Annotated in this window: 17 protein-coding genes; 6 read left to right on the forward strand and 11 right to left on the reverse strand. The window is 50.9% G+C overall.

Going from position 1 to position 20,716, the window contains the following annotated elements:
- The first annotated feature begins 36 nt into the window (after nucleotides 1-36).
- The 3 genes from SD10_RS12395 (at nucleotide 37) to cobA (ending at nucleotide 6,344) form a co-directional block, all read left to right on the forward strand.
- Complete coding sequence (locus tag SD10_RS12395) at nucleotides 37-3,093, forward strand: CheR family methyltransferase (RefSeq protein ID WP_052731173.1); 3,057 nt, start codon at nucleotides 37-39, stop codon at nucleotides 3,091-3,093.
- A gap of 242 nt (nucleotides 3,094-3,335) precedes the next feature.
- A complete protein-coding gene (locus SD10_RS12400; RefSeq protein ID WP_046574075.1) occupies nucleotides 3,336-5,510 on the forward strand; it encodes a nitrite/sulfite reductase in 2,175 nt (724 codons plus the stop codon).
- Nucleotides 5,511-5,585: 75 nt separating this feature from the next.
- Nucleotides 5,586-6,344 carry a uroporphyrinogen-III C-methyltransferase gene (cobA, locus tag SD10_RS12405; RefSeq protein WP_046574076.1) on the forward strand — a complete coding sequence of 253 codons (759 nt, stop codon included), beginning with the start codon at nucleotides 5,586-5,588 and terminating at the stop codon, nucleotides 6,342-6,344.
- Nucleotides 6,345-6,505: 161 nt separating this feature from the next.
- On the opposite strand, the gene SD10_RS12410 is transcribed toward cobA, so the two are convergent.
- Nucleotides 6,506-7,480 (reverse strand): aldo/keto reductase, encoded by a 975-nt coding sequence (locus SD10_RS12410; RefSeq protein WP_046574077.1) that lies wholly within the window; start codon nucleotides 7,478-7,480, stop codon nucleotides 6,506-6,508.
- 346 nt (nucleotides 7,481-7,826) lie between these two features.
- Here SD10_RS12410 and SD10_RS12415 point away from each other — a divergent pair, with 346 nt between their 5' ends.
- The gene (locus SD10_RS12415; RefSeq protein ID WP_046574078.1) at nucleotides 7,827-9,071 is read left to right on the forward strand and encodes a hypothetical protein; all 1,245 of its coding nucleotides are present in this window, start codon (nucleotides 7,827-7,829) and stop codon (nucleotides 9,069-9,071) included.
- 588 nt (nucleotides 9,072-9,659) lie between these two features.
- Here the strand turns inward: SD10_RS12415 and dnaK are convergent.
- Nucleotides 9,660-11,591: a molecular chaperone DnaK gene (dnaK, locus tag SD10_RS12420; RefSeq protein ID WP_046574079.1), complete on the reverse strand. Its 1,932-nt coding sequence runs from the start codon at nucleotides 11,589-11,591 to the stop codon at nucleotides 9,660-9,662.
- A gap of 272 nt (nucleotides 11,592-11,863) precedes the next feature.
- On the opposite strand from dnaK, the gene SD10_RS12425 reads away from it, so the two are divergent.
- The gene (locus SD10_RS12425; RefSeq protein WP_046574080.1) at nucleotides 11,864-12,202 is read left to right on the forward strand and encodes a YrdB family protein; all 339 of its coding nucleotides are present in this window, start codon (nucleotides 11,864-11,866) and stop codon (nucleotides 12,200-12,202) included.
- Between the two features lie 114 nt (nucleotides 12,203-12,316).
- Here the strand turns inward: SD10_RS12425 and SD10_RS12430 are convergent, their stop codons facing one another.
- Complete coding sequence (locus tag SD10_RS12430; protein ID WP_046574081.1) at nucleotides 12,317-12,856, reverse strand: DUF937 domain-containing protein; 540 nt, start codon at nucleotides 12,854-12,856, stop codon at nucleotides 12,317-12,319.
- 124 nt (nucleotides 12,857-12,980) lie between these two features.
- Between SD10_RS12430 and SD10_RS12435 the strand changes: the two genes are divergently transcribed.
- On the forward strand, nucleotides 12,981-13,421 hold the full coding sequence (locus SD10_RS12435) for a nuclease A inhibitor family protein (protein WP_046574082.1): 441 nt from the start codon (nucleotides 12,981-12,983) through the stop codon (nucleotides 13,419-13,421).
- Nucleotides 13,422-13,509: 88 nt separating this feature from the next.
- On the opposite strand, the gene rplT is transcribed toward SD10_RS12435, so the two are convergent.
- From rplT to SD10_RS12475, 8 genes are all read right to left on the reverse strand, one after another.
- Nucleotides 13,510-13,854 carry a 50S ribosomal protein L20 gene (gene rplT / locus SD10_RS12440; protein ID WP_046574083.1) on the reverse strand — a complete coding sequence of 115 codons (345 nt, stop codon included), beginning with the start codon at nucleotides 13,852-13,854 and terminating at the stop codon, nucleotides 13,510-13,512.
- 165 nt (nucleotides 13,855-14,019) lie between these two features.
- Nucleotides 14,020-14,214: a 50S ribosomal protein L35 gene (rpmI, locus tag SD10_RS12445; protein WP_012926783.1), complete on the reverse strand. Its 195-nt coding sequence runs from the start codon at nucleotides 14,212-14,214 to the stop codon at nucleotides 14,020-14,022.
- Between the two features lie 166 nt (nucleotides 14,215-14,380).
- The gene (gene infC / locus SD10_RS12450; protein ID WP_046574084.1) at nucleotides 14,381-14,938 is read right to left on the reverse strand and encodes a translation initiation factor IF-3; all 558 of its coding nucleotides are present in this window, start codon (nucleotides 14,936-14,938) and stop codon (nucleotides 14,381-14,383) included.
- Between the two features lie 198 nt (nucleotides 14,939-15,136).
- Entirely contained in the window at nucleotides 15,137-17,080 is a 1,944-nt protein-coding gene (gene thrS / locus SD10_RS12455) for a threonine--tRNA ligase (RefSeq protein WP_046574085.1), read from the reverse strand.
- Between the two features lie 157 nt (nucleotides 17,081-17,237).
- Nucleotides 17,238-18,545, reverse strand: a complete 1,308-nt coding sequence (locus SD10_RS12460; protein ID WP_082111585.1) for a tetratricopeptide repeat protein — start codon at nucleotides 18,543-18,545, stop codon at nucleotides 17,238-17,240.
- Nucleotides 18,542-19,435, reverse strand: a complete 894-nt coding sequence (locus SD10_RS12465) for a class I SAM-dependent methyltransferase (RefSeq protein WP_046579446.1) — start codon at nucleotides 19,433-19,435, stop codon at nucleotides 18,542-18,544. The genes SD10_RS12460 and SD10_RS12465 overlap by 4 nt, the downstream gene beginning before the upstream one ends.
- A 61-nt stretch (nucleotides 19,436-19,496) precedes the next feature.
- A complete protein-coding gene (locus SD10_RS12470) occupies nucleotides 19,497-19,919 on the reverse strand; it encodes an EVE domain-containing protein (protein ID WP_046574087.1) in 423 nt (140 codons plus the stop codon).
- Nucleotides 19,920-20,022: 103 nt separating this feature from the next.
- Nucleotides 20,023-20,598, reverse strand: coding sequence for a DinB family protein (locus tag SD10_RS12475; RefSeq protein WP_046574088.1), 576 nt, complete (start codon nucleotides 20,596-20,598; stop codon nucleotides 20,023-20,025).
- Nucleotides 20,599-20,716: the final 118 nt, after the last annotated feature.

Here is a 20,716-nt window from a genome sequence, read left to right on the forward strand (position 1 = left end):
TCCGTACTTATACCGATGTTGAACGGGATACACACCATGAGTCAGCCAGATATCCGCAAACAGCAGCCCCAAACCCCGCCAGTCCCCATCGTTGCCATCGGCGCGTCGGCAGGTGGCCTGGAGGCTATGTCCAGTCTGTTGCAACACCTGTCGCCAACGACAGGGCTGGTTTTTATGTATATTCAACACATTGGCCCCACGCATATCGGGCAGCTGTCGGATATACTGAGCCGGTTAACTGAAATGCCCGTTCGGGAAGCGAGAAACCAAACCCCCATCAAGGCGAATCACCTCTATATTATCCCCCCGGACCAGTTGGTGGAAGTAATTGACGGAGTACTGGTGCTGAAATCCCGTCGACGGCCATCCGACCATCTTCTCCCGATCGATCAGTTTTTCGGTTCACTGGCCGAACGTTACCGGGCTGCATCCATTGGCATCCTCCTCTCCGGCATGGCCAATGATGGAACGCTTGGGTTGAAGGCCATCAAATCGGCCGGAGGAATCACCTTTGCCCAGGACGAATCGGCCAAGTTTCAGGGTATGCTCAAATCAGCTATCCACGAAGGGGTTGTCGACAAGGTCCTTTCCTTGCAGGACATAGCCCAGGAGATTGAGTGGTTTAGCCACCAGAAAGGCCTGTTTCAGCAAACGGCCATGACAGAACCGGAAGAAGAGATTCCATTGCCAATAGAACCCAATACCGATAGCGAGGACCTGGGTGCCCTGTTAAAGCTGCTCCGCAAAACAATTGGGATCGACTTTAGTCACTATAAAATGGCCACGATCTGGCGTCGGGTCGTCCGGCGCATGGCGATCTATAAATTACCCACTCTCCGGGAATACACCGAATACCTTCGGAAACATCCGGCGGAAGGTGGGTTGCTGTACAACGACCTGCTGATCAACGTCACCAGTTTTTTTCGGGATACCGAAACAATGGATTACCTACGGCAGGTCCTGTTCCCCCAGTTGCTCCAGGCCAAATCGCCCTATGAACCGTTTCGGTTGTGGGTGTCAGCCTGCTCCACGGGCGAGGAAGTGTATTCGTTGGCCATTATGATCCAGGAAGTGCTTGAGGAACAGGAGCTTCACCTCCCCATTCAGATTTTTGCCACGGATCTGAGTGAGCGGGTCATTGCCAAGGCCCGGCTCGGGCATTACGCCAGCAGTCAGTTGACCGGGGTTTCTCCTAAACGGCTGAAGCGTTTTTTTACGAAGGATGAGGAGGGTTACCGGATCAACAAAGGGATTCGCGACCTCTGCGTCTTTGCCACTCACAATGTCTTTGCCGATCCGCCCTTTTCCCGGATCGACCTGATCAGTTGCCGCAACCTATTGATCTATACCGACAATAGTTTACAGCGAAAGGCCATTGCGACCTTCCACTATGCGCTCAATCCGACGGGGTATTTATTGTTAGGGAAAGCCGAAACAGTTGGATCATCGACCGGCCTGTTTGCTCAGGTAGTTAAAAACCACAAAATTTACCTGCGCAAAAATAACGGAGTTCGGTCGGTGATGCCCATGGTCGAGCCACCCGATCGAAGCAGGACTAGGTTGGCTCAAACCATGACGCCCAAACCGGGCGAAGAGCGGTTGCCCGCTTCATCAACCATCATGGATCCGTTCACGACGGATCAACCAACCCAACTCGTTCGAACGAAAGCGTTCGAACGAGCTTCGCTACCCAATGTTTCTATGCTAACACCTGGTCATCCGGACGATTTGGACTTTCGGGTCGATGAATTGTTGAGTCAGTACACGCCAGCCTCCGTTGTGGTCAACAAGGATATGGAAATTATTCGGTTCCGGGGAGCAACCAGCCTGTTTCTGGAACCAGCGCCGGGTAAAGTCAATTTCAATCTGCTGAAGATGGCCCGGCCTGAACTGGTCTTCGATTTACGAAGCATCATCAGCAAAGCCAACAAAACCGGCCAGGCCGTTTCCAAAACCGGTTTGCAGATTCTGGTTCGGCAGCAGACCTACCACGTGGCCATTAACGCCGTTCCGTTTCAATCCCAGAATCAGGAACAATTTACGCTGGTTTTTTTCGAGGAGATTACGCTGGGGGTGCTCCCCCCGACGGCCCCGGCCCAGTTGCGTAACCGACGAATAAAACAGCTGGAAGAAGAACTGGCTACCCTCCGCGATGACATGCGGTCGATGCTCGAAGAACAGGAAGCAAGCCGGGAGGAGCTCCAGTCAGCCAATGAAGAAATTATCAGTTCCAACGAAGAGTTACAGAGCATCAACGAGGAGCTGGAAACCAGTAAGGAGGAAATCCAGTCCAATAACGAGGAACTACAGACGATTAACCAGGAGTTACAGATCAGCAACGATCAGTTGTCGGAAGCCTACGATTATTCTGATGCGATTTTCGGGGCGATCCGCGAAACGGTGATTATCCTGGATAAAGACCTTCGGATACGCAGTGCCAACCGGGCGTTTTATAAAACCTTTAAACTTGAACCCGAAGACGCCATCAGCCGCCTGCTCTACGAACTGAGTAATCGGGAATGGGATATTCCGGCCTTGCGAAAGCTGCTCGAACAGGTTATCAATGAAAATACAATCGTCCAGGGTTATGAATTAACCCATTACTTTCCCGAACTGGGAGAGAAAGTCCTTCGGCTTAACGCCCGCAAGGTGATTCGGCTTCAGGGACAGGCGGCCATTCTATTGGCCATCGAAGACATTACCCAGCATAAGCAGGTAGAGCGCCTGCTGGAGTTTTTGCAGAGCATCATCACCCATGCCCCCGTGTCGATCCGGTTGTTCCGATCCGTCCGGAATGAGCGCGGAAATATCGTTGATTTTCAGTTGGTTCCATTGACCGGTGAAGTCGGTCAGTGGGATAAGCAGTCGGCGGAAGACCTCTATAAAAACAGCTATAAAGCGCTTTACAGTGATACCGAGCAAAGTGCCCTGTTTTCACACTATATCCAGGTCGTTGAAACCGGTACCCCGCTCCAACTGGAAGTGCCTGTTGAACAGGGTGAACAGCCGGGCTGGCATCTGGTCTCGGCCAATCGGTTCAACGATGGATTTCTGCTGGTTACGTCCGACATTACTGACAGGAAGAATGCATAAGAAGCGGCTATTTACAAAGCAGTTACCCGCCGATGGCGCTCCTATTTATTGACGCAACCGGATGAGCTACCATTCCTTTATCATAACCACACCTTATGGTCGATAACGATAAGTTGGGCAAAAGGCGAACCAAAATAGGGGTAAAAACGCTTATACTTGCAATAGAAACAGGACGCCGGGGCTTACCGGCGTTTCGTTTTACTGAATTAGTTGATTAAATCTATAGACAATATACCTAACTCATGGCGATTCAACTGACCGATAATGTTAGCCCGGCCGCTCGGCGCGATATTCTGGATCTGGAACAAAAAATCAGTTCCTTTCGCGCGGGCGATATAGCCGATGAGGCCTTCCGTAAGTTTCGGCTCACGCGGGGCGTATATGGCCAGCGGCAACCGGGGGTTCAGATGATTCGGATTAAGCTGCCCCACGGTCGCATTACGGCGGATCAACTGGTGCGTATTGCCGACCTGTCGGATAAATACGCAACGGGAAATCTCCATGCCACTACCCGGCAGGATATCCAGTTGCACTTCGTCAAACTGGCCGACTCGCCCCAACTCTGGGCCGAACTCGAAGATGCGGGAATTACTCTGAAAGAAGCCTGCGGAAACACGGTTCGCAATGTGACGGGCTCAGCGCGGGCGGGCATTGACCCGCTGGAGCCGTTCGATATTACGGCCCACGCCTATCACATCTTCGATTACTTCCTGCGCAACCCAATTTGCCAGGATATGGGCCGAAAATTCAAGATCTCTCTCTCCTCCAGCGAAAAGGATTCTGCTTACGGCTATATGCACGATGTGGGTCTGGTCGCACGCATACAGGACGGAAAACGAGGCTTTAAGGTGATGCTGGGCGGTGGCCTGGGCGCACAGCCGTTTTCCGCCCAAACGGCCTATGAGTTTCTGGAAGAAGATCGGGTGATCCCCTTTATTGAAGGAGTTATTCGGGTATTTGATCGCTATGGCGAGCGTCAGAAACGTCATAAAGCCCGCATGAAGTACCTGCTCAATGACATTGGGCTGGACGAACTGCTGCGTCGGGTCGAAGCCGAAACGCCCGCCTTAAAGAATAAAACAGTTGAGGTGAACGATTTACCAGCTTCCGTAGGTGAGCTGTACCCGGATCGCTCCGAAGTAAGCAACTACCAACCGAACGTCGGACCGGCATCGTCCGAAAACCCCAGGTTTACGACCTGGTTCAGAACCAACGTCTTCGAGCAGAAACAGCCTGGTTGGTATGCTGTGCAGTTGCGGGTGTTGCTGGGCGACATGCATTCGGATACGGCACGGGCGTTAGCCGCCATCGTGAAGCAATACGCTGCCGATGACATTCGGGTAACGGTCAATCAGGGCTACCTGTTGCGGTTTATCCGCCCCGAGGATCTGCCCGCCGTTTTCGAGGCTCTGGACGCATTAGGGCTGGCCAATCCGGGTTTCGATACAACCGCCGATATTACGACCTGCCCCGGTACGGATACCTGTAACCTGGCCATTTCGAGCAGTTACGGGATTACCCGGGCGCTGGAAAGTATGATGCACGACGAGTTTCCCGATCTGGTCTTCAACGACGACATCAAGATCAAGATTTCGGGTTGCATGAACGGCTGTGGACAGCACTCTGTCGCCAACATTGGCTACCACGGCTCCTCCCTTAAGAATGGGGCTTATGTACTTCCGGCTTTACAGGTGTTACTGGGCGGTGGCTTTAATGGAAAAGGCGAAGGCTTGATTGCCGACAAAGTCATTAAGATTCCGGCCAAACGCGGGCCCGATTCGCTGCGGTATCTACTCCGCGATTTCGAAGCCAATGCGTTCGATGGGGAATACTACAGCGATTATTACGCCCGGCAGGGGAAGAACTATTTTTACCAGTTACTGAAACCCCTCGCGGACCTGAAAACCCTCGTCGACAGTGATTACATCGACTGGGACCATACCGAGCAGTATGTGACGGAAGTTGGGGTGGGCGAATGTGCCAGTGTACTCATCGACCTGGTGGCCACCACCTTAACCGAAGCTGCTGAAAAACTGGGCTGGGCTCGGGAAGCACTGGCCGAAGGCCGGTGGGCCGATGCTCTCTACCATGCCTACAACGTATTCATTACCGGTGCCCGGGCTGCGTTGATGAGCCACGACATGCCAACCAATACCCAGCACGGGATTGTCAGTGATTTTGACAAAACCTTTGTAGGCAGTCCGTCGCAGGGCGAACCAGGTTTCCACCGGGCAGAAGGTGATTTCAAACATCTGGTGTTCAGCATAAACAAAGAAGAACCGTCAGCAGAGTTTGCTACTCGGTTCCTGGCCCAGGCTGATGCGTTCCTGCAAACCGTGCAGGCCCATCGCGAAAAGCAGCTGGAGCGGGAAGGCGCTCCCGAACTTCAGGAGTTGACTCAGGCACAAGACAGTTAGTTGATATAGGGTGTATGATGCAGGATGTATGACATATCCTACATCATACATCCTGCATCATACACCCTACATAATATGAAACTTACGCTCGTAGGCGCGGGCCCAGGCGACCCGGATTTGATCACCGTTAAGGGCATTAAGGCGTTGCAACAGGCCGATGTGGTCATGTACGACGCCCTTGTTCACCCGGACTTGCTCGACTACTGCCCCCCTGACGCCCTGAAGGTGTACGTAGGAAAACGGCGGGGTGCCTACTCCTGCATGCAGGAAGACATTAATCCGCTTATTGTACATTATGCTCAGCAGTACGGGCACGTCGTCCGGCTGAAAGGCGGTGACTCGTTCGTGTTTGGCCGGGGCTTCGAAGAGATCGAATTTGCGCGTCAGCATGGTATTGAAACTCAGGTTGTACCGGGTTTGTCGAGTAGTTATGCCGTACCCGCTTCGGCGAATATCCCCCTCACCAGCCGGGGTGTTTCGGAAAGCTTCTGGGTAGTAACCGGAACGACCAAAGCGGGACAACTCTCTGCCGACCTCCATCTGGCCGCCCAGTCTACGGCAACCGTTGTCATTCTGATGGGGATGCATAAACTGGCGGACATCATGGCGGTTTTTGCGGCTTGCGGGAAAGCCGAGACACCGGTGGCCATTATCCAGAATGGGACCCTGGCCGATCAACAACAGGTTGTTGGCCACGTGCAGGATATTGTTGATCGGGCCCAGGAAGCGGGGGTTGACAACCCGGCGATCATTGTCGTTGGCGAGGTTGCGGGGCTTACCCTGGCGGATGTCCAGGCGGTTACCCAGGCCAACACGGTTGTCAATCAGCATTGATACGAACGCATCCTTTACTTTCCTTTACGAAAAGGCACTGCCTGAAATAACTAACTGATGGGTTATTTCAGGCAGTGCCTTTATCTTTCTCATGGCGACGTTGACGCTAACCCTTTTTACAAAACGTAAACCCTATTCATAGTCGGGAAGTAAGTCCCTTTTCACATACCCCGCACCGGGTGAGGCTGATACAGTTCCTCTAGGTGATGGATTTCTTCATCGGACAGTTTCACTGATAAGGCAGCCACTGCATCTTCGATATGCCCTGGTTTACTGGCACCAATAATCGGTGCGGTAATGACTGGATTGCTTAGCATCCAGGCCAGTGCTACCTGCGCACTGGGAATACCGCGCTGCTGGGCCACATCAGAAACGCGGTCGGCAATGGCAAAGTCCGCTTCGCTGTACAAGGATTTACCGAACGAATCGGTTCGTGCCCGTTCGGTTTCGTTTCGTTCTTTGCTACGGCCGCCGGTCAGCAGGCCCCGCGCCAGTGGCGACCAGGGAATGACGGCAATCTTCTGGTCGGTGCAAAAGGGCAACATTTCCCGTTCTTCTTCCCGATACACCAGATTGTAGTGGGGCTGCATGGATACAAACCGGGTCCAGCCATAAAGGTCAGCCGTGTATTGAGCCTTGGCAAACTGCCAGCTATACATGGACGAAGCGCCAATGTAGCGGGCCTTTCCGGCTTTCACGACATCGTGCAAGGCTTCCATGGTTTCCTCAATGGGTGTGTTGTTATCCCAGCGGTGAATCTGGTAGAGGTCCACATAGTCGGTATTTAACCGCCTGAGGCTGGCATCAATGGCACTCATGATGTGCTTGCGCGACAGGCCTTTATCGTTGGGTCCGGGGCCCATGGGGTTATATACCTTGGTGGCCAGAACAATCTCGTCGCGTTGGGCAAAATCGCGCAACGCACGCCCCACCACTTCTTCACTCATCCCGCCTGAATACACATCAGCCGTATCGAAAAAGTTAATGCCCAGTTCCAGCGCTTTTTGAATAAACGGACGACTTTGCTCTTCATCCAGCGCCCAGGGCCAGCGCTCGGTTGGTATTCCATAGGTCATTGTTCCCAGACAAATGCGGGAAACCATCATACCGGTATTTCCAAATCGACTGTATTCCATACGGTTTTATACTTATGTTAACGACATCTGTGTGCTCTTGTATCTCTACAACGTTGTCTGTCCGACACGTATATAACAGTGTTCTACCCTCTTTGCGGGGATTTTGTTTCGATCGGTAGCGGGCTGATTTATTTTTTGAGGCTAGTGCCATGCAGCCGTTCACCCCTCGAAGGCAGTTTAGACCTAAAAAACTGGCCAATTAGTGATTTCCTTCCCCTAAAGGAGTTGTTTATCTGGTTTTTGCTTTTTTACTTTGCTAAACAAAGTACTTTAAAAATTACCCCTCCCCATTCATAACCAAGGCAAAACGACTGACATCAATTTATACGCTTAACTCAAACCTACCATGCAAGCAGAGATCAGGAAAAACCTGGGTAACCCCGTACAACTCGAGCAATTGTATAGGAACAACAAGATGGCCTTCAGGCGAGCCTTTACTGGTATGTATCCCGATATTCAGGAAAATATGTCCGCTCAGATCTGGCATGAGCGACTGAATTTTGAGAAAGAAGAGATTTCCTGGGGATCGGTCAACGAATTGATAGTTGTGATGGGGGCCTCTTTCATCGCCGGGTTACTCGCTAAACTTCCCGACTTTACCGGCATAAAACCGGAGTACTTTTATCCCCGAAATAGTGCGTTTATTGTCTTTCCAGTCCTGACGGCCTATTTCTCCTGGAGGCAAAAACTTCCTTTAAAAACGGTGATCATGAGTTCGTTCGTCATTGCGGCCTCTGCACTCTACATTAATTTTTTGCCAGCCAATCACAAAAGCGATACCTTGCTTTTAGCCTGTATTCACCTGCCCTTTTTCTTATGGACCCTGCTGGGTTTTACTTATGCAGGAGGCCATCTCAGAAACGATCAGGGCCGATTAAATTTCCTGCGCTATAATGGCGATCTGGTTGTCATGACCACACTAATACTGATTGCGGGTGGAGGGTTGACCGGCATTACGCTGGGGCTTTTCAACCTTATTGACCTGAAGATAGAGAAGTTCTATTTCCAGCACATCGCGATCTGGGGCTTAGCTGCCGCCCCTGTTGTAGGCACCTACCTGGTTCAGTCCAATCCGCAACTGGTCAACCTGGTCTCCCCTGTCATCGCAAAAGTGTTTACCCCATTGGTTTTTGTCACCTTGATCATTTACCTGATTGCTGTTATTTACACCGGCAAAGACCCTTACAATAACCGGGAATTCCTTCTGATATTCAATTTGCTTTTGATTGGCGTAATGGCCATCATCTTATTTTCCATTGCCGGCACGGCTAAAAGCGCAGGAAGCCGGCTTAATACGCTGATGCTGTGCGGTTTGTCAATCGTAACAATCATTCTAAACGGGATAGCCCTTTCAGCCATTCTATTCCGTATTTCAGAATGGGGAATTACACCCAACAAGCTGGCGGTTTTAGGAAGTAACCTACTGATTTTAACCAACCTGCTGATGATTACTTACCGACTCATTCGAACAGTCAGGAACCGCTACGAAATCGAACAGGTAGAACGTAGCCTGGCTTCTTTCTTACCCCTTTATGGGTTATGGGCTCTTGTCGTCACCTTTTTCTTTCCCATACTCTTCGCCTTCAAGTGATTGGATTGGGTAAAAGCGGGAGTCATTGCGTATGTTCATGATGTCTCATTTCTCCTCACACAACTAAAATAGATAAGCGATCGCTTTACAGCGACCTACCTGGCTAGTAAACTTTCAGACTAAATTTAATTACATTGGCCTGACACTACCGTACCGATGTCGGAATGACCAAACGCTCATCAGGCATTTAGTGACAGCTGAAAATTAGTAAACTATGTCTTGAATGATATTCATGAAGAGGGAAAACACAAAGCTCTTGTCTTTAACGTTGTTCTAGGTATAACAGCATCGGACGCTGACGAGCTAAAAAATTGTAGAAGAACTCACGGAGGATGTCTACGAAGTAAAATTCGCCGATACTCAAGGCCGAACGATTACGACTTGTGCTGTTGCGGCAACAAATTTATTGAAGTTGACGCATGAGCTGGCAGTTTAAATACAATCATAAAATCTACTGGTACAGTACAGATTACGAATAGCAAAAGAGTAAATTTCCTTATAGAGATAAAAAGCGAAAGCCCTGCAACCAAAACGGTGCAGGGCTTTCGCAAAATCATATTGATCAATAAAATCAACTAAATCAGGAGTTTATTTCACCTCTTCGTAAGGCACATCCGAGACGTTATCGCCCGTTGGCTGTCCTTGTCCGTTAGCGGCTCCATCTCCGTTTCCGGTGAAACCAGCACCGTCGGCAGGGTTCGCGCCAGCACCGTTGGTAGCGCTGTACATTTCGGTCGATGCCGTTGCCCAGGCAGCGTTCAGTCCTTCCAAAGCACTGTCGATACCGGCTACGTCGCGGGCGCCGTGGGCCGTACGAAGCGTAGCAAGCGCTGCTTCGATGGCTGACTTGTTGCCTTCCGACAATTTATCCCCGTACTCTTTCAGTTGCTTCTCGGTCTGGAAGATCATCGAGTCAGCCGCGTTGACTTTCTCAACCGTTTCGCGTTCTGCTTTATCGGCCGCTTCGTTGGCTTTCGCTTCTTCACGCATCCGGTTAATTTCAGCGTCGGTCAACCCGCTCGATGCTTCGATCCGGATTTTTTGCTCTTTACCGGTGCCTTTATCTTTGGCCGTTACGTGCAGGATACCGTTGGCATCGACGTCGAAAGTTACTTCGATCTGAGGCACGCCCCGGGGTGCTGGTGGAATATCCGACAGGATAAACCGGCCTAGCTGACGGTTCTGAGCCGCCATGGGGCGCTCACCTTGCAGGATGTTAATTTCAACACTGGGTTGGTTGTCCGAGGCCGTCGAATATACTTCCACTTTCTTGCTTGGAATCGTCGTGTTGGCGTCCACCATTTTGGTGAATACGCCACCCATCGTTTCAATACCGAGTGAAAGCGGAATAACGTCGAGCAACAGTACGTCTTTAACCTCACCCGTCAACACACCCCCCTGAATGGCAGCACCAATGGCTACGGCTTCATCGGGGTTAACGGCTTTGGATGGCTTCTTGCCAAACAGTTTCTCTACTTCATCCTGTACTTTCGGGATCCGGGTTGATCCACCCACCAGAATGACTTCGTCAATCTGATTCGCCGACAGACCCGCATTTTTCAACGCACGGCGGCAAGGCTCCAGGCTACGCTGAATCAGCGAATCGGCCAGTTGCTCGAATTTAGCCCGGCTCAGCGTCCGTACCAGGTGTTTGGGGATACCGTTTACCGGCATGATATATGGCAGGTTGATTTCCGTTGAGTTCGAGCTCGACAGTTCAACTTTTGCCTTTTCAGCGGCTTCTTTCAGGCGTTGCAGGGCCATCGGGTCCTGACGCAGATCAATCGCTTCGTCTTTCTTGAATTCGTCGGCAAGCCAGTCGATGATAACCTGGTCGAAATCATCCCCACCGAGGTGTGTATCCCCGTCCGTTGATTTCACTTCGAATACGCCATCCCCCAGTTCCAGGATCGAAATATCGAACGTACCACCACCCAGGTCAAATACGGCGATTTTCTGATCATGGTTGGTTTTATCCAATCCATAGGCCAGAGCGGCTGCCGTTGGCTCGTTGATGATCCGTTTTACATCCAGACCAGCAATTGCACCGGCTTCTTTGGTTGCCTGACGTTCGGCATCGTTAAAGTAAGCGGGTACCGTAATAACGGCCTCCGTTACCGTTTGGCCGAGGTAATCTTCGGCAGTCTGCTTCATTTTCTGTAGAATCAGAGCCGATAATTCCTGTGGCGTATATTGACGATCACCGATGCGAACGCGGGGCGTACTGTTCGGGCCGTTTTCAACGTCATAAGCGACGTTTTTAATTTCATTCGTTACCTCACTGTAGCGTTTACCCATGAAACGCTTGATGGAGGAGATCGTATTTTTCGGGTTGGTGATGGCCTGACGTTTAGCGGGTGCGCCTACTTTGCGTTCGCCGTTGCCGTTATCCATAAATGCGACTACCGAGGGGGTGGTCCGTGCTCCTTCAGAATTGGGGATCACGACCGGCTCGTTGCCTTCCATCACGGCCACGCACGAGTTCGTGGTGCCTAAGTCAATACCAATAATTTTTCCCATAATTGGATTTAGTTTCTTTATAATGCTGTGGTTGTAAACTGACAGACACAACCTATCTAACAATACAAATGCCAGCTCGGAAAAATGTTTAAATTGCTGTCAGATTGTCATAATAATCTACTTTTATGGGCCATTATGACGTTTATCGACCAGTCTTTCAAAATAGATGGCAGAGTTTTACGGCCCACATGCATGTGGGTAAGCCAGCGTGTTCCCCATGGGTGCACGGCAAACGAATTAACCGGCACCTGGATTAATTAAAGTACTTACTAATGATGGCATTCCTTAAAGTGATTCATCAGCTTGTTGCATTCTCGCTGGAGATAGCCATGCTCATTTCGCTGGGCATGTGGGGCTTTCACGGTGACAAATCGACCGGGTTGAAATACCTGATGGGCCTGGGGCTGCCGCTCCTGGTAGCCGGTTTATGGGGCGTATGGGCCGCTCCCCGATCGTCGCATCGGCTGGAGTTACCCTACCGGCTTTTGTTTAGCCTTACCCTTTTCGGTATGGCGGCAGCTTCATTCTATAAAATGGGCTACCCCAGGCTGGCCTATGTCTTTGCTGGCGTCGCGGTTATCAGTGCGTTGCTGGAACTGGTTTTCGACTAAACAATTTCACGTATTCGGACCCTGATTTTACTGTTTCGTTTAGATGACGGCCGCCCTCTTCCACAAAAAAAGGCAGACCACCGTGGCCTGCCTCCTTATCAAAATCGGTTCTGTTTATTTACCGCCGAACAGGCCACCCAGCATACCGCCCAGGCCACTCCCACCGCCCTGCTGACCGGCAACGCGCATCAGGTCGTTCATATCGAGTTTGCCATCGGCCATGGCTGAACCGGCCATGCCCATCCAGTCAACCCCTTGCTGACCGGTAGCCGCGCCCATAATGGTGTTTCCGTCCACGCTGGAATCGTTTGGATCGTTGGCTTTGTGCATCAGTTTGCTTAATACCATGGGTACCACCGCACTCGCGACAGACATGGCTACCTGGGGCGAAATACCCAGTTTACTCATGAGATCCTGCTGGACGTTCTGCTGAACACCCTGCGTTACCGGATGATCAGTTACGTTTCCCTGACCTGTGAGCATGCCTAGCAGGCCACCCAAACCACCACCCTGAGCCTGTTGCCCTAAGCCGTTCATGATGCTGCCAGCAACGGTCTGCATCACGCTTTCGTTTTGGCTATTTGGAATAGCGGGGTTATTGATCACAGCCTGACCTGAATGCTGCTGCACCAGATTCAATAAGGTTTCTAACATGATTTTAGTCGTTTAGTACTGGTTAACGAGTATAGATGATTGGGTACCTGCCCTAAAATTAGATAGATTCGCCAGTATAGTTTAACCTGAATCGGTTAATTTTAACTTGAATCTACTTCCCCCTATGACGAACGAAAACTCGAAAAGTAGCGATGAGGTTTTAAAAAATAGTTCCTTTCGCGAACAGGCTGGCCCTTTGCTTTCCGATTTACTGTACCCAAGTGAATCCGATGAGTCTATTGAACCGGTAACCTGTTACCTTAAACAGACTGACCCGCTTACCGTTAGCCAGATCAAGGACTGGCTGATGCTGCCGCCCTCCATTTACGTCGAGGAACAACCCGAAGCCGATTTTTGGGAGCCGGTAACGACAGAACAGGATTGGTATGGCGACGAGGAAAAAGCCCGTACAGCCAGCTTCCAGAAACTGAAAGAAACAGTCGAAAGTACGCTGACCGTGCGTCAGGTATTCCGCGTCGGCGAGTCCGAAATGGACGTTTATTTACTGGGCCGTCAGAGCGATGGCGAACGGGCGGGCATTAAAACGAAAATTATCCAGACGTAATAAAAAAGTGGGGAGGTGCTAACAGGGAACCGACCTACGTCAGGCACTCCTGTTACTACCTCCCCGCTTCGGGTATTATAGGGTCTGTTTACTTTACTTGTCCCACAACGGCAGCAAATGCTTCCGGATGGTTCATGGCCAGATCGGCCAATACTTTACGGTTGAGTTCGATGCCCGATTTGTTGAGAGCACCCATGAAAGCCGAGTAAGACATACCATGCAGACGTGCCCCCGCGTTGATCCGCTGAATCCAGAGACTCCGGAAATCGCGTTTCTTGGCACGACGGTCGCGGTACGAATAACCCAGACCTTTTTCGACGGCGTTCTTAGCAACCGTCCAAACATTTTTACGCCGACCAAAGTATCCTTTGGCAAGCTTCATTACTTTCTTCCTGCGCGCCCGTGAGGCTACGTGATTGACGGAACGTGGCATTTTATGTGACTTGTTTTTTGACGACGGGCGGAATCAGGAGTGAAGAGTGTAGAATGAACAGTGTAAAAAATTACTATTCTTCATTCATAATTCTTCATTCTTCATTCTCTTTTGAGCCAGTAATCGGGTGAAACTTAAACCAGACGCAACTGCGTCTTTTTCGGCCTAGACGTTTAACAACGCTTTGATGCGACGCTCGTCAGGCCCATCAACCAGGGCAGCATGCACTAAGTTACGCTTCTGCTTGGTTGTTTTTTTTGTCAGGATATGACTGTGGAAGGCATGCTTCCGCTTGATTTTTCCAGTGCCTGTCAGCTTGAAACGCTTCTTGGCGGCTGAATTGGTTTTTACTTTTGGCATTATAGTAAACCGCTTTGTATTGAAAATTAAGTAAACAGGCCGCAAAGATACGAAAAAAAGTTATATAGACCAGTCTGAACCATAAAGACCTGACCAGATCACTCTGGTCAGGTCTTTATGGTTCAGACTATTTGTTCAGCAGGGAGCAGTATTACGGCTAAATCTACTATTTTTTAGCGACGACAACTTTGGGGGACAGGAACATACTCATTCGTTTGCCTTCCAGCTTCGGTTCGGCCTCCACCTTGCCATAATCCTCCAGGCCTTTGGAAAAGCGCTCCAACAGTTGGAAACCACGGTCTTTGAAGACGATGGCCCGCCCAACGAACTGGACGTAGGCCTTCACCTTTGCCCCTTCCTTGAGAAAGTTTATAGCGTGCTTCAGCTTAAACTCGAAATCGTGATCATCCGTGTTGGGGCCGAAGCGTATTTCTTTGATCACAACTTTCGTTGCGTTCGCCTTGATCTCTTTTTGCTTTTTCTTTTGTTCGTATTTGAACTTGGAGTAGTCTACTATACGACAGACGGGCGGCACAGCGTTGGGAGATACCTCAACCAGGTCGAGGTTTTGCGCTTTAGCCATGGCCTGCGCCTTATTAATCTCGTAGATGCCCTGCTCTACATTCTCGCCGACCACACGCACTTCGCGAGCCAGGATACGCTCATTCACTTTGTAGGGTTCTTCAACCACGCGACGGGGTGGTCTCCGCTGGGGTAATGCCATAAATTGTGTTTAGTGTGCTATTTTACTCGTTTTGAAAACGTACAGTATCTTAAAAAGTTCGGGAATCTATTGAAAATACTCATCCGGTGCAAGTTTATGTCGGTTTGTCCTGGTTTGTGGTTTACGGTTGACTGACGGTAGAGTACTACATGCGTCAGCCAACCGTAAGCCACAAACCATAAACCAGGACAATCCACCTTACACCTTCACCTCTGCCTGGAATGTCCGGATGAAGTCCTCTACGCGCATGCTGCCTAGATCGCCCTGGCCTTTTCGCCGGACGGACACGGCACCCTCGGCGGCTTCTTTTTCGCCAACGATCAGCATATAAGGTACTTTGTTCACTTCAGCATCCCGTATTTTCCGGCCGATTTTCTCATCGCGCAAATCGACGAAGCCCCGAATATCGTTTTCCTGCAAGGTAAAAAACAGGTCGTTGGCATAGTCTTCGTATTTTTCGGAAATGGGCAGGATCGCAATTTGCTCGGGCGATAGCCAGAGCGGGAAGTTCCCCCCCGAATTCTCGATCAGGATAGCAATGAATCGCTCCATCGACCCAAATGGGGCCCGGTGAATCATCACAGGCCGGTGCTTCTGGTTGTCGGCGCCAATGTATTCCAGTTCAAAGCGATTGGGAAGGTTGTAGTCGACCTGAATGGTTCCCAACTGCCATTTCCGGCCAAGGGCGTCCCGTACCATAAAGTCAAGCTTAGGCCCATAAAAGGCCGCTTCGCCCAATTCGGTAACGGTCGGGAGTCCTTTTTCGGCGGCAGATTCAATAATGGCCGACTCCGCTTTTTCCCACAAGTCATCGGAACCGATGTACTTCGTTTTATTCTCAGGATCACGCAGAGAAACCTGGGCGCTATAATCCGAGAAACCAAGCGAATTAAATACGTACAGCACCAGATCGATCACCTTCATGAACTCTTCTTTCACCTGGTCGGGACGGCAGAAGATGTGCGCATCGTCCTGCGTAAACCCACGTACCCGTGTCAGCCCGTGCAACTCACCCGACTGCTCATACCGATAAACCGTTCCGAACTCAGCCAGCCGTAAGGGCAGATCCCGGTAAGAACGAGGTTTAGTTTTATAGATTTCGCAGTGGTGCGGGCAGTTCATGGGTTTAAGCAGAAACTCCTCATTCGGGTCGGGCGTTTTAATGGGCCGGAATGAATCTTCGCCGTATTTTTCCCAGTGACCCGATGTCACATAGAGTTGCTTGCTACCGATATGGGGCGTCACCACGGGGGAGTAACCCGCCCGAACCTGGGCTTTCCGGAGGAAATTTTCCAGTCGTTCGCGCAAGACAGTTCCTTTCGGTAACCATAGCGGCAACCCCGCGCCTACCTTTTCTGAAAACGCGAACAACTCCAGCTCTTTCCCCAGTTTGCGGTGATCACGCTTTTTGGCTTCTTCCAGCAGAAACAGGTAGTCGTCGAGTTCCTTCTGTTTAGGATAAGTAACGGCGTAGATACGTGTTAACTGCTTATTTTTTTCGTTGCCCCGCCAGTAAGCACCAGCCACATTCATGAGTTTGGCGGCCTTGATAAATCCGGTATTCGGAATGTGTGGTCCCCGGCAAAGGTCCGTAAAATCGCCCTGAGTATAGAAAGTAATGGTTCCGTCGGCCAGCCCTTCGAGCAGATCAAGCTTGTAGGGGTCACCTTTTTCTTCAAAATAAGCAATGGCCTCCGCTTTGCTCATGGGTTTGCGGATGTATTGCTGTTTCTGGCGAGCCAGTTCGAGCATCTTATCCTCTACCTTTTTGAAATCTTCCTGCGAAAAGGGCTGTCCACCGAGGTCGACATCGTAGTAGAAACCCGTTTCAATAGCTGGCCCAATGCCGAATTTTACGCCCGGATAGAGGGCTTCAAGTGCTTCGGCCAGCAAGTGCGCCGACGAGTGCCAGAAGGTCGCTTTCCCCTCGGCATCGTTCCAGGTGAGCAGTTGGACGTTGGCATCTTCATCAATGGGTCGTGTGGCATCCTGCACCACCCCATTCACTTTGGCCGCCAGCACATTGCGCGCCAGTCCTTCACTGATTTTTGTGGCAATATCCAGCCCGGTGCTTCCTTTGGGATATTCCCGAACGCTTCCATCAGGCAGCGTCACGCGGATTTGTTCGTCCTGCGCAATCATACGTTTACTAAGTTAGTTAGTGGCACCCGCAGCTTACCTACAACTGTAAGCCACTTAATTTTAAGTTTACGGTTTGTGGTTTATGGTTGGCTGACGCGCCAGCGAACCGGCGAAAGCAACTCATGCGTCAGCCAACCATAAACCACAAACCGTAAACCTAATTTTGTCCAATCGGCTTTATGGACCGTTTGAGCGAATCGTTGGCATTGGTCATTACCCTGGCTTTGGGCTGAATGGTCGTAATGCGAACACGAGTCGTGTCGATCACGGTTCTGCTTTTGGCCTGGGTCACTGGTTTTGCCGCCGTATCCGGCAAAAATAAGGAGTTATACGAATTTTGCGTGTATTGTCTTCGTTGCGAACGCCATAAACCCGCAGCTGCCTGCTGATCGGTGGCATTTTGCTGCGTGGCTTTTGTGTAGGCTGCAATGGCTAAGTCATATTGTCCCATTTGTTCGTGGCAATAGCCAATGTATGTATCAATACGCGGAAACTGCGGTCTTAGTTGCTGTACCCGCTGATAATTTCCCAGGGCTTCGTAGTAGTTCCGGTAGGTCTGGTTGATCAATCCCACCTGAAAATAAGCCTGGTAGTAGCCCGGCTGTAGCTTCATCGTTTGACGATAGTACGTCATCGCACTGTCGAGCTGCCCGATTGAATGATAGATTAGCCCCCGGCCATAATAAAGCCGGGCGTTGCCGGGAAAATACCGCAACGCCTGCTGGTTATAGGCCAGTGCGGCATTTTGATCACCGAGGGTTCGGTAGACCGACGCTAATTGATTATACGTTTCCAGGTAGCGGGGCTTCAACCGAAGCGACTGCTGGTAGAGTGTAATCGCCTGGGCCGTATCCCCTTGCCGGGCGGCCATCAATCCATTGAAAAAGTAAGCTTCTCCATCGTAAGGAGCCATTTGCAGGGCTTTGGCAACGTAAAGTTTTGCTTTGTCGAACTGATTTTGCTGCTGAAGCAGATCGCCCTGCAAGGTGTATAGTTCAGGCGTATCGACACCCAGGATTTCGGCTCGCTGGGCATTTTGCAGCGCTTTTGCCGGTTGCTGCAAGGCCCGCAGAATCTGGGCGCGCGTCAGGTAGTAAGTTCCGGCATTATCATTTCGGCTAATGGCTTCTTCAATATCGGCGAGCGCTTCATTCATCCGCCCCATGGCCAACAAGATAGCGGCTCGCTTCGCATAGGCTGACGCGGGCGACGATTGGTTGATGGCTACCGTTAGTGCCCGTAGTGCTCCCTCCGCCCGGCTGCTGTCGCCTGGTTTCGGAAAATCCGGAATGTGGGCTGCCTGTCGGTCGTCGCCCCCGCAGGAAGCCATAACGAGCAGTATAAAGAGTGAAAGAGCGAATGAGTGAATGAGTGAATAAGCGATTGATACCGGATGAATTGCGTTCTTCCGTTCGTTCGCGCTTTCGCACTTTACACCACTCGTTCGCTCTTTTATACTCCTCATGACGCGAATCGGTAAAACACCCCCAAAGGTAGCCGTTTTTGATGGCTGTCAGTCATGCATAACTCGCCCCATTCCGGGTTGGGTACGGTACCAAAAATCTGCCCCATCAGGTTGTCCAGAATGAGCGACGAAAACCCGAGTGAGTAGAGATTAATGATAAAAAAGAAGTCCGTCCGATCAAGCAGGTCGGCACAGGATTTTAGCAGGTCATTGAGGTGTTCTTCCAGTACCCACTTCTCCCCATCCGGGCCACGGCCGTAGGCGGGCGGATCAAGAATGATGCCATTGTAGCGATTTCCCCGCCGAACCTCCCGTCGAACAAACTTGACGGCATCTTCAACCACCCAGCGAATATTATCCAGTTCGCTATAATCCATGTTCTCCCGGGCCCAACTGATTACAGGCTTGACGGCATCAACGTGTGTGACATCGGCACCCGCCTGACGGGCCGCCAAGGATGCTCCACCCGTATAAGCAAACAGGTTAAGCACCTTAGGCCGGGGAACGTCGGCCGAGATAGCGGTTACCCGGTCGTGAATGTATTGCCAGTTATTGGCCTGCTCCGGAAATATCCCTACGTGCTTGAAGGTGGTCAGAGCCAGTTTGAATCTTAACTGCAAGCCCCCCTGTTTGAAAGAAACGTACCACGGATCACGCATGGTGGGCGACGTTTGCCAGTCGCCCCGTTCGGGTGATTGACGGTCGCGCCGAAACGTCGCGTGAGCCTGCCGCTCCCAGTCAGCATCCGACAGTGATTTATCCCAAATGGCCTGGGGCTCAGGACGGGACAGCACGAACTCGCCAAAGCGTTCGAGTTTTTGAAAATTACCCGAATCGATCAATTCGTAGTCTGCCCAGGGCTCGGGCATAATCAGTTTAATATCAGTCATACTATTCTTTTGTGCAGCATTCAGCCGATGAACCAGGCCGTGTGCTCTCATTCCCAACGGTTTAAACGACGCTGTGTTGTTGCCCCAGGTGCAGGATCAGTTCAAACTCGTCGACGCGGATGGGCATAACGGATAAGCGGGATTGCTTGATGAGGCTAATGTTGGCCAGCAGGGGTTCGGCTTTAATCTGTGCCAGCGTTACGGGGCGGTTCAGGGCCATCACCGGCTCCAGCTCGATGGCTACCCAGCGTGCGTCGTCGGGTATGGTTGGATCGGGATAATGCTCCCGCACAACAGTTGCCAGTCCTACCACACCGGGTTTGGTAACGCTATGATAAAACAAGACCTGATCACCCAGTTGCATGGCTTTCAGGTTGTTACGAGCCTGGTAATTGCGAACACCATCCCATACTGCGCGGCCTTGTATGATAAAATTATCCCACCCGTATGTTTCGGGTTCCGATTTAACGAGCCAGTAATTCAAGGAGTGAATGAGTGAGTGAGTGAAATCGGACCGCCGAAGCGGCCTGAATGAGTGCTGGCGTACCTACGTTCGCTCCGCTTCGGCAGTCCGATTTCGCTCTTTATCAATAATAATCGTCGTGTTCGCTGCTGCTGCCGAAAGGGGAACCGTATTCGTCGGCGTCATCGTCTTCGTAGCGGGAGTTGCCTCCCCGCTGCGCCAGGGCTTTCTGCATAATCATGATCTGGCCGGTATGATACATATCGTGATTGATAATCCCATGCAGCATATCATAATACGTATAGTCACGACCGGGCACGATGTCTTCCAGGAACTCGTCGTCGTCGCGCTTGTCGAGTTCATTAATGAGTTCTTCCTGGCTCAGGCTCAATTCCATTTCGAGAGCTTCCCACTCAAAATCATCAATTTTATCGGGCAGGGCGCCAAAATTTTTGCCTGGGGTTACAATATCAAACAGTTCATCACCCTGCATCTTTTTAACGCAGAAAATTCGCCAGCTGGTCATGTGAAAGACCAGTTCGGCAATGCTGTGCGTGTTCGGAGAAATCCGGCGTCCGGCCATATCAGGGGTTACACCTCTCAATACATCAACGACCGATGGACCATGCCAGGCTTCTTCGCCTTCATAGGTCGTATTTAATAAATCAATGATGCGGATGAGTTCATCGTTAGGGGTCATAATTAATTGGGTAGTAGCCTTTTCAACTCAATAAGGGCGTAAACGCATACGCCGGATACAAGTCAACAACGTACTTTTTTGGGTAAATAGCTGTCTAAAACGATCACGTAATTCCGTC

This window comes from Spirosoma radiotolerans, from assembly GCF_000974425.1.
Taxonomy (GTDB): Bacteria; Bacteroidota; Bacteroidia; order Cytophagales; family Spirosomataceae; genus Spirosoma; species Spirosoma radiotolerans.

Excerpts from the sequence above, each read along its gene's own strand:
- thrS (WP_046574085.1), bottom strand. The coding sequence starts at position 17,080 with ATGATTGCGCAGGACGAACAAATCCGCGTGACGCTGCCTGATGGAAGC.
- SD10_RS12400 (WP_046574075.1), top strand. The coding sequence starts at position 3,336 with ATGGCGATTCAACTGACCGATAATGTTAGCCCGGCCGCTCGGCGCGAT.
- SD10_RS12425 (WP_046574080.1), top strand. The coding sequence starts at position 11,864 with ATGATGGCATTCCTTAAAGTGATTCATCAGCTTGTTGCATTCTCGCTG.
- rpmI (WP_012926783.1), bottom strand. The coding sequence starts at position 14,214 with ATGCCAAAAGTAAAAACCAATTCAGCCGCCAAGAAGCGTTTCAAGCTG.
- infC (WP_046574084.1), bottom strand. The coding sequence starts at position 14,938 with ATGGCATTACCCCAGCGGAGACCACCCCGTCGCGTGGTTGAAGAACCC.
- cobA (WP_046574076.1), top strand. The coding sequence starts at position 5,586 with ATGAAACTTACGCTCGTAGGCGCGGGCCCAGGCGACCCGGATTTGATC.
- SD10_RS12475 (WP_046574088.1), bottom strand. The coding sequence starts at position 20,598 with ATGACCCCTAACGATGAACTCATCCGCATCATTGATTTATTAAATACG.
- SD10_RS12460 (WP_082111585.1), bottom strand. The coding sequence starts at position 18,545 with ATGAGGAGTATAAAAGAGCGAACGAGTGGTGTAAAGTGCGAAAGCGCG.
- SD10_RS12435 (WP_046574082.1), top strand. The coding sequence starts at position 12,981 with ATGACGAACGAAAACTCGAAAAGTAGCGATGAGGTTTTAAAAAATAGT.
- SD10_RS12465 (WP_046579446.1), bottom strand. The coding sequence starts at position 19,435 with ATGACTGATATTAAACTGATTATGCCCGAGCCCTGGGCAGACTACGAA.
- SD10_RS12410 (WP_046574077.1), bottom strand. The coding sequence starts at position 7,480 with ATGGAATACAGTCGATTTGGAAATACCGGTATGATGGTTTCCCGCATT.
- SD10_RS12415 (WP_046574078.1), top strand. The coding sequence starts at position 7,827 with ATGCAAGCAGAGATCAGGAAAAACCTGGGTAACCCCGTACAACTCGAG.
- rplT (WP_046574083.1), bottom strand. The coding sequence starts at position 13,854 with ATGCCACGTTCCGTCAATCACGTAGCCTCACGGGCGCGCAGGAAGAAA.
- dnaK (WP_046574079.1), bottom strand. The coding sequence starts at position 11,591 with ATGGGAAAAATTATTGGTATTGACTTAGGCACCACGAACTCGTGCGTG.
- SD10_RS12430 (WP_046574081.1), bottom strand. The coding sequence starts at position 12,856 with ATGTTAGAAACCTTATTGAATCTGGTGCAGCAGCATTCAGGTCAGGCT.
- SD10_RS12395 (WP_052731173.1), top strand. The coding sequence starts at position 37 with ATGAGTCAGCCAGATATCCGCAAACAGCAGCCCCAAACCCCGCCAGTC.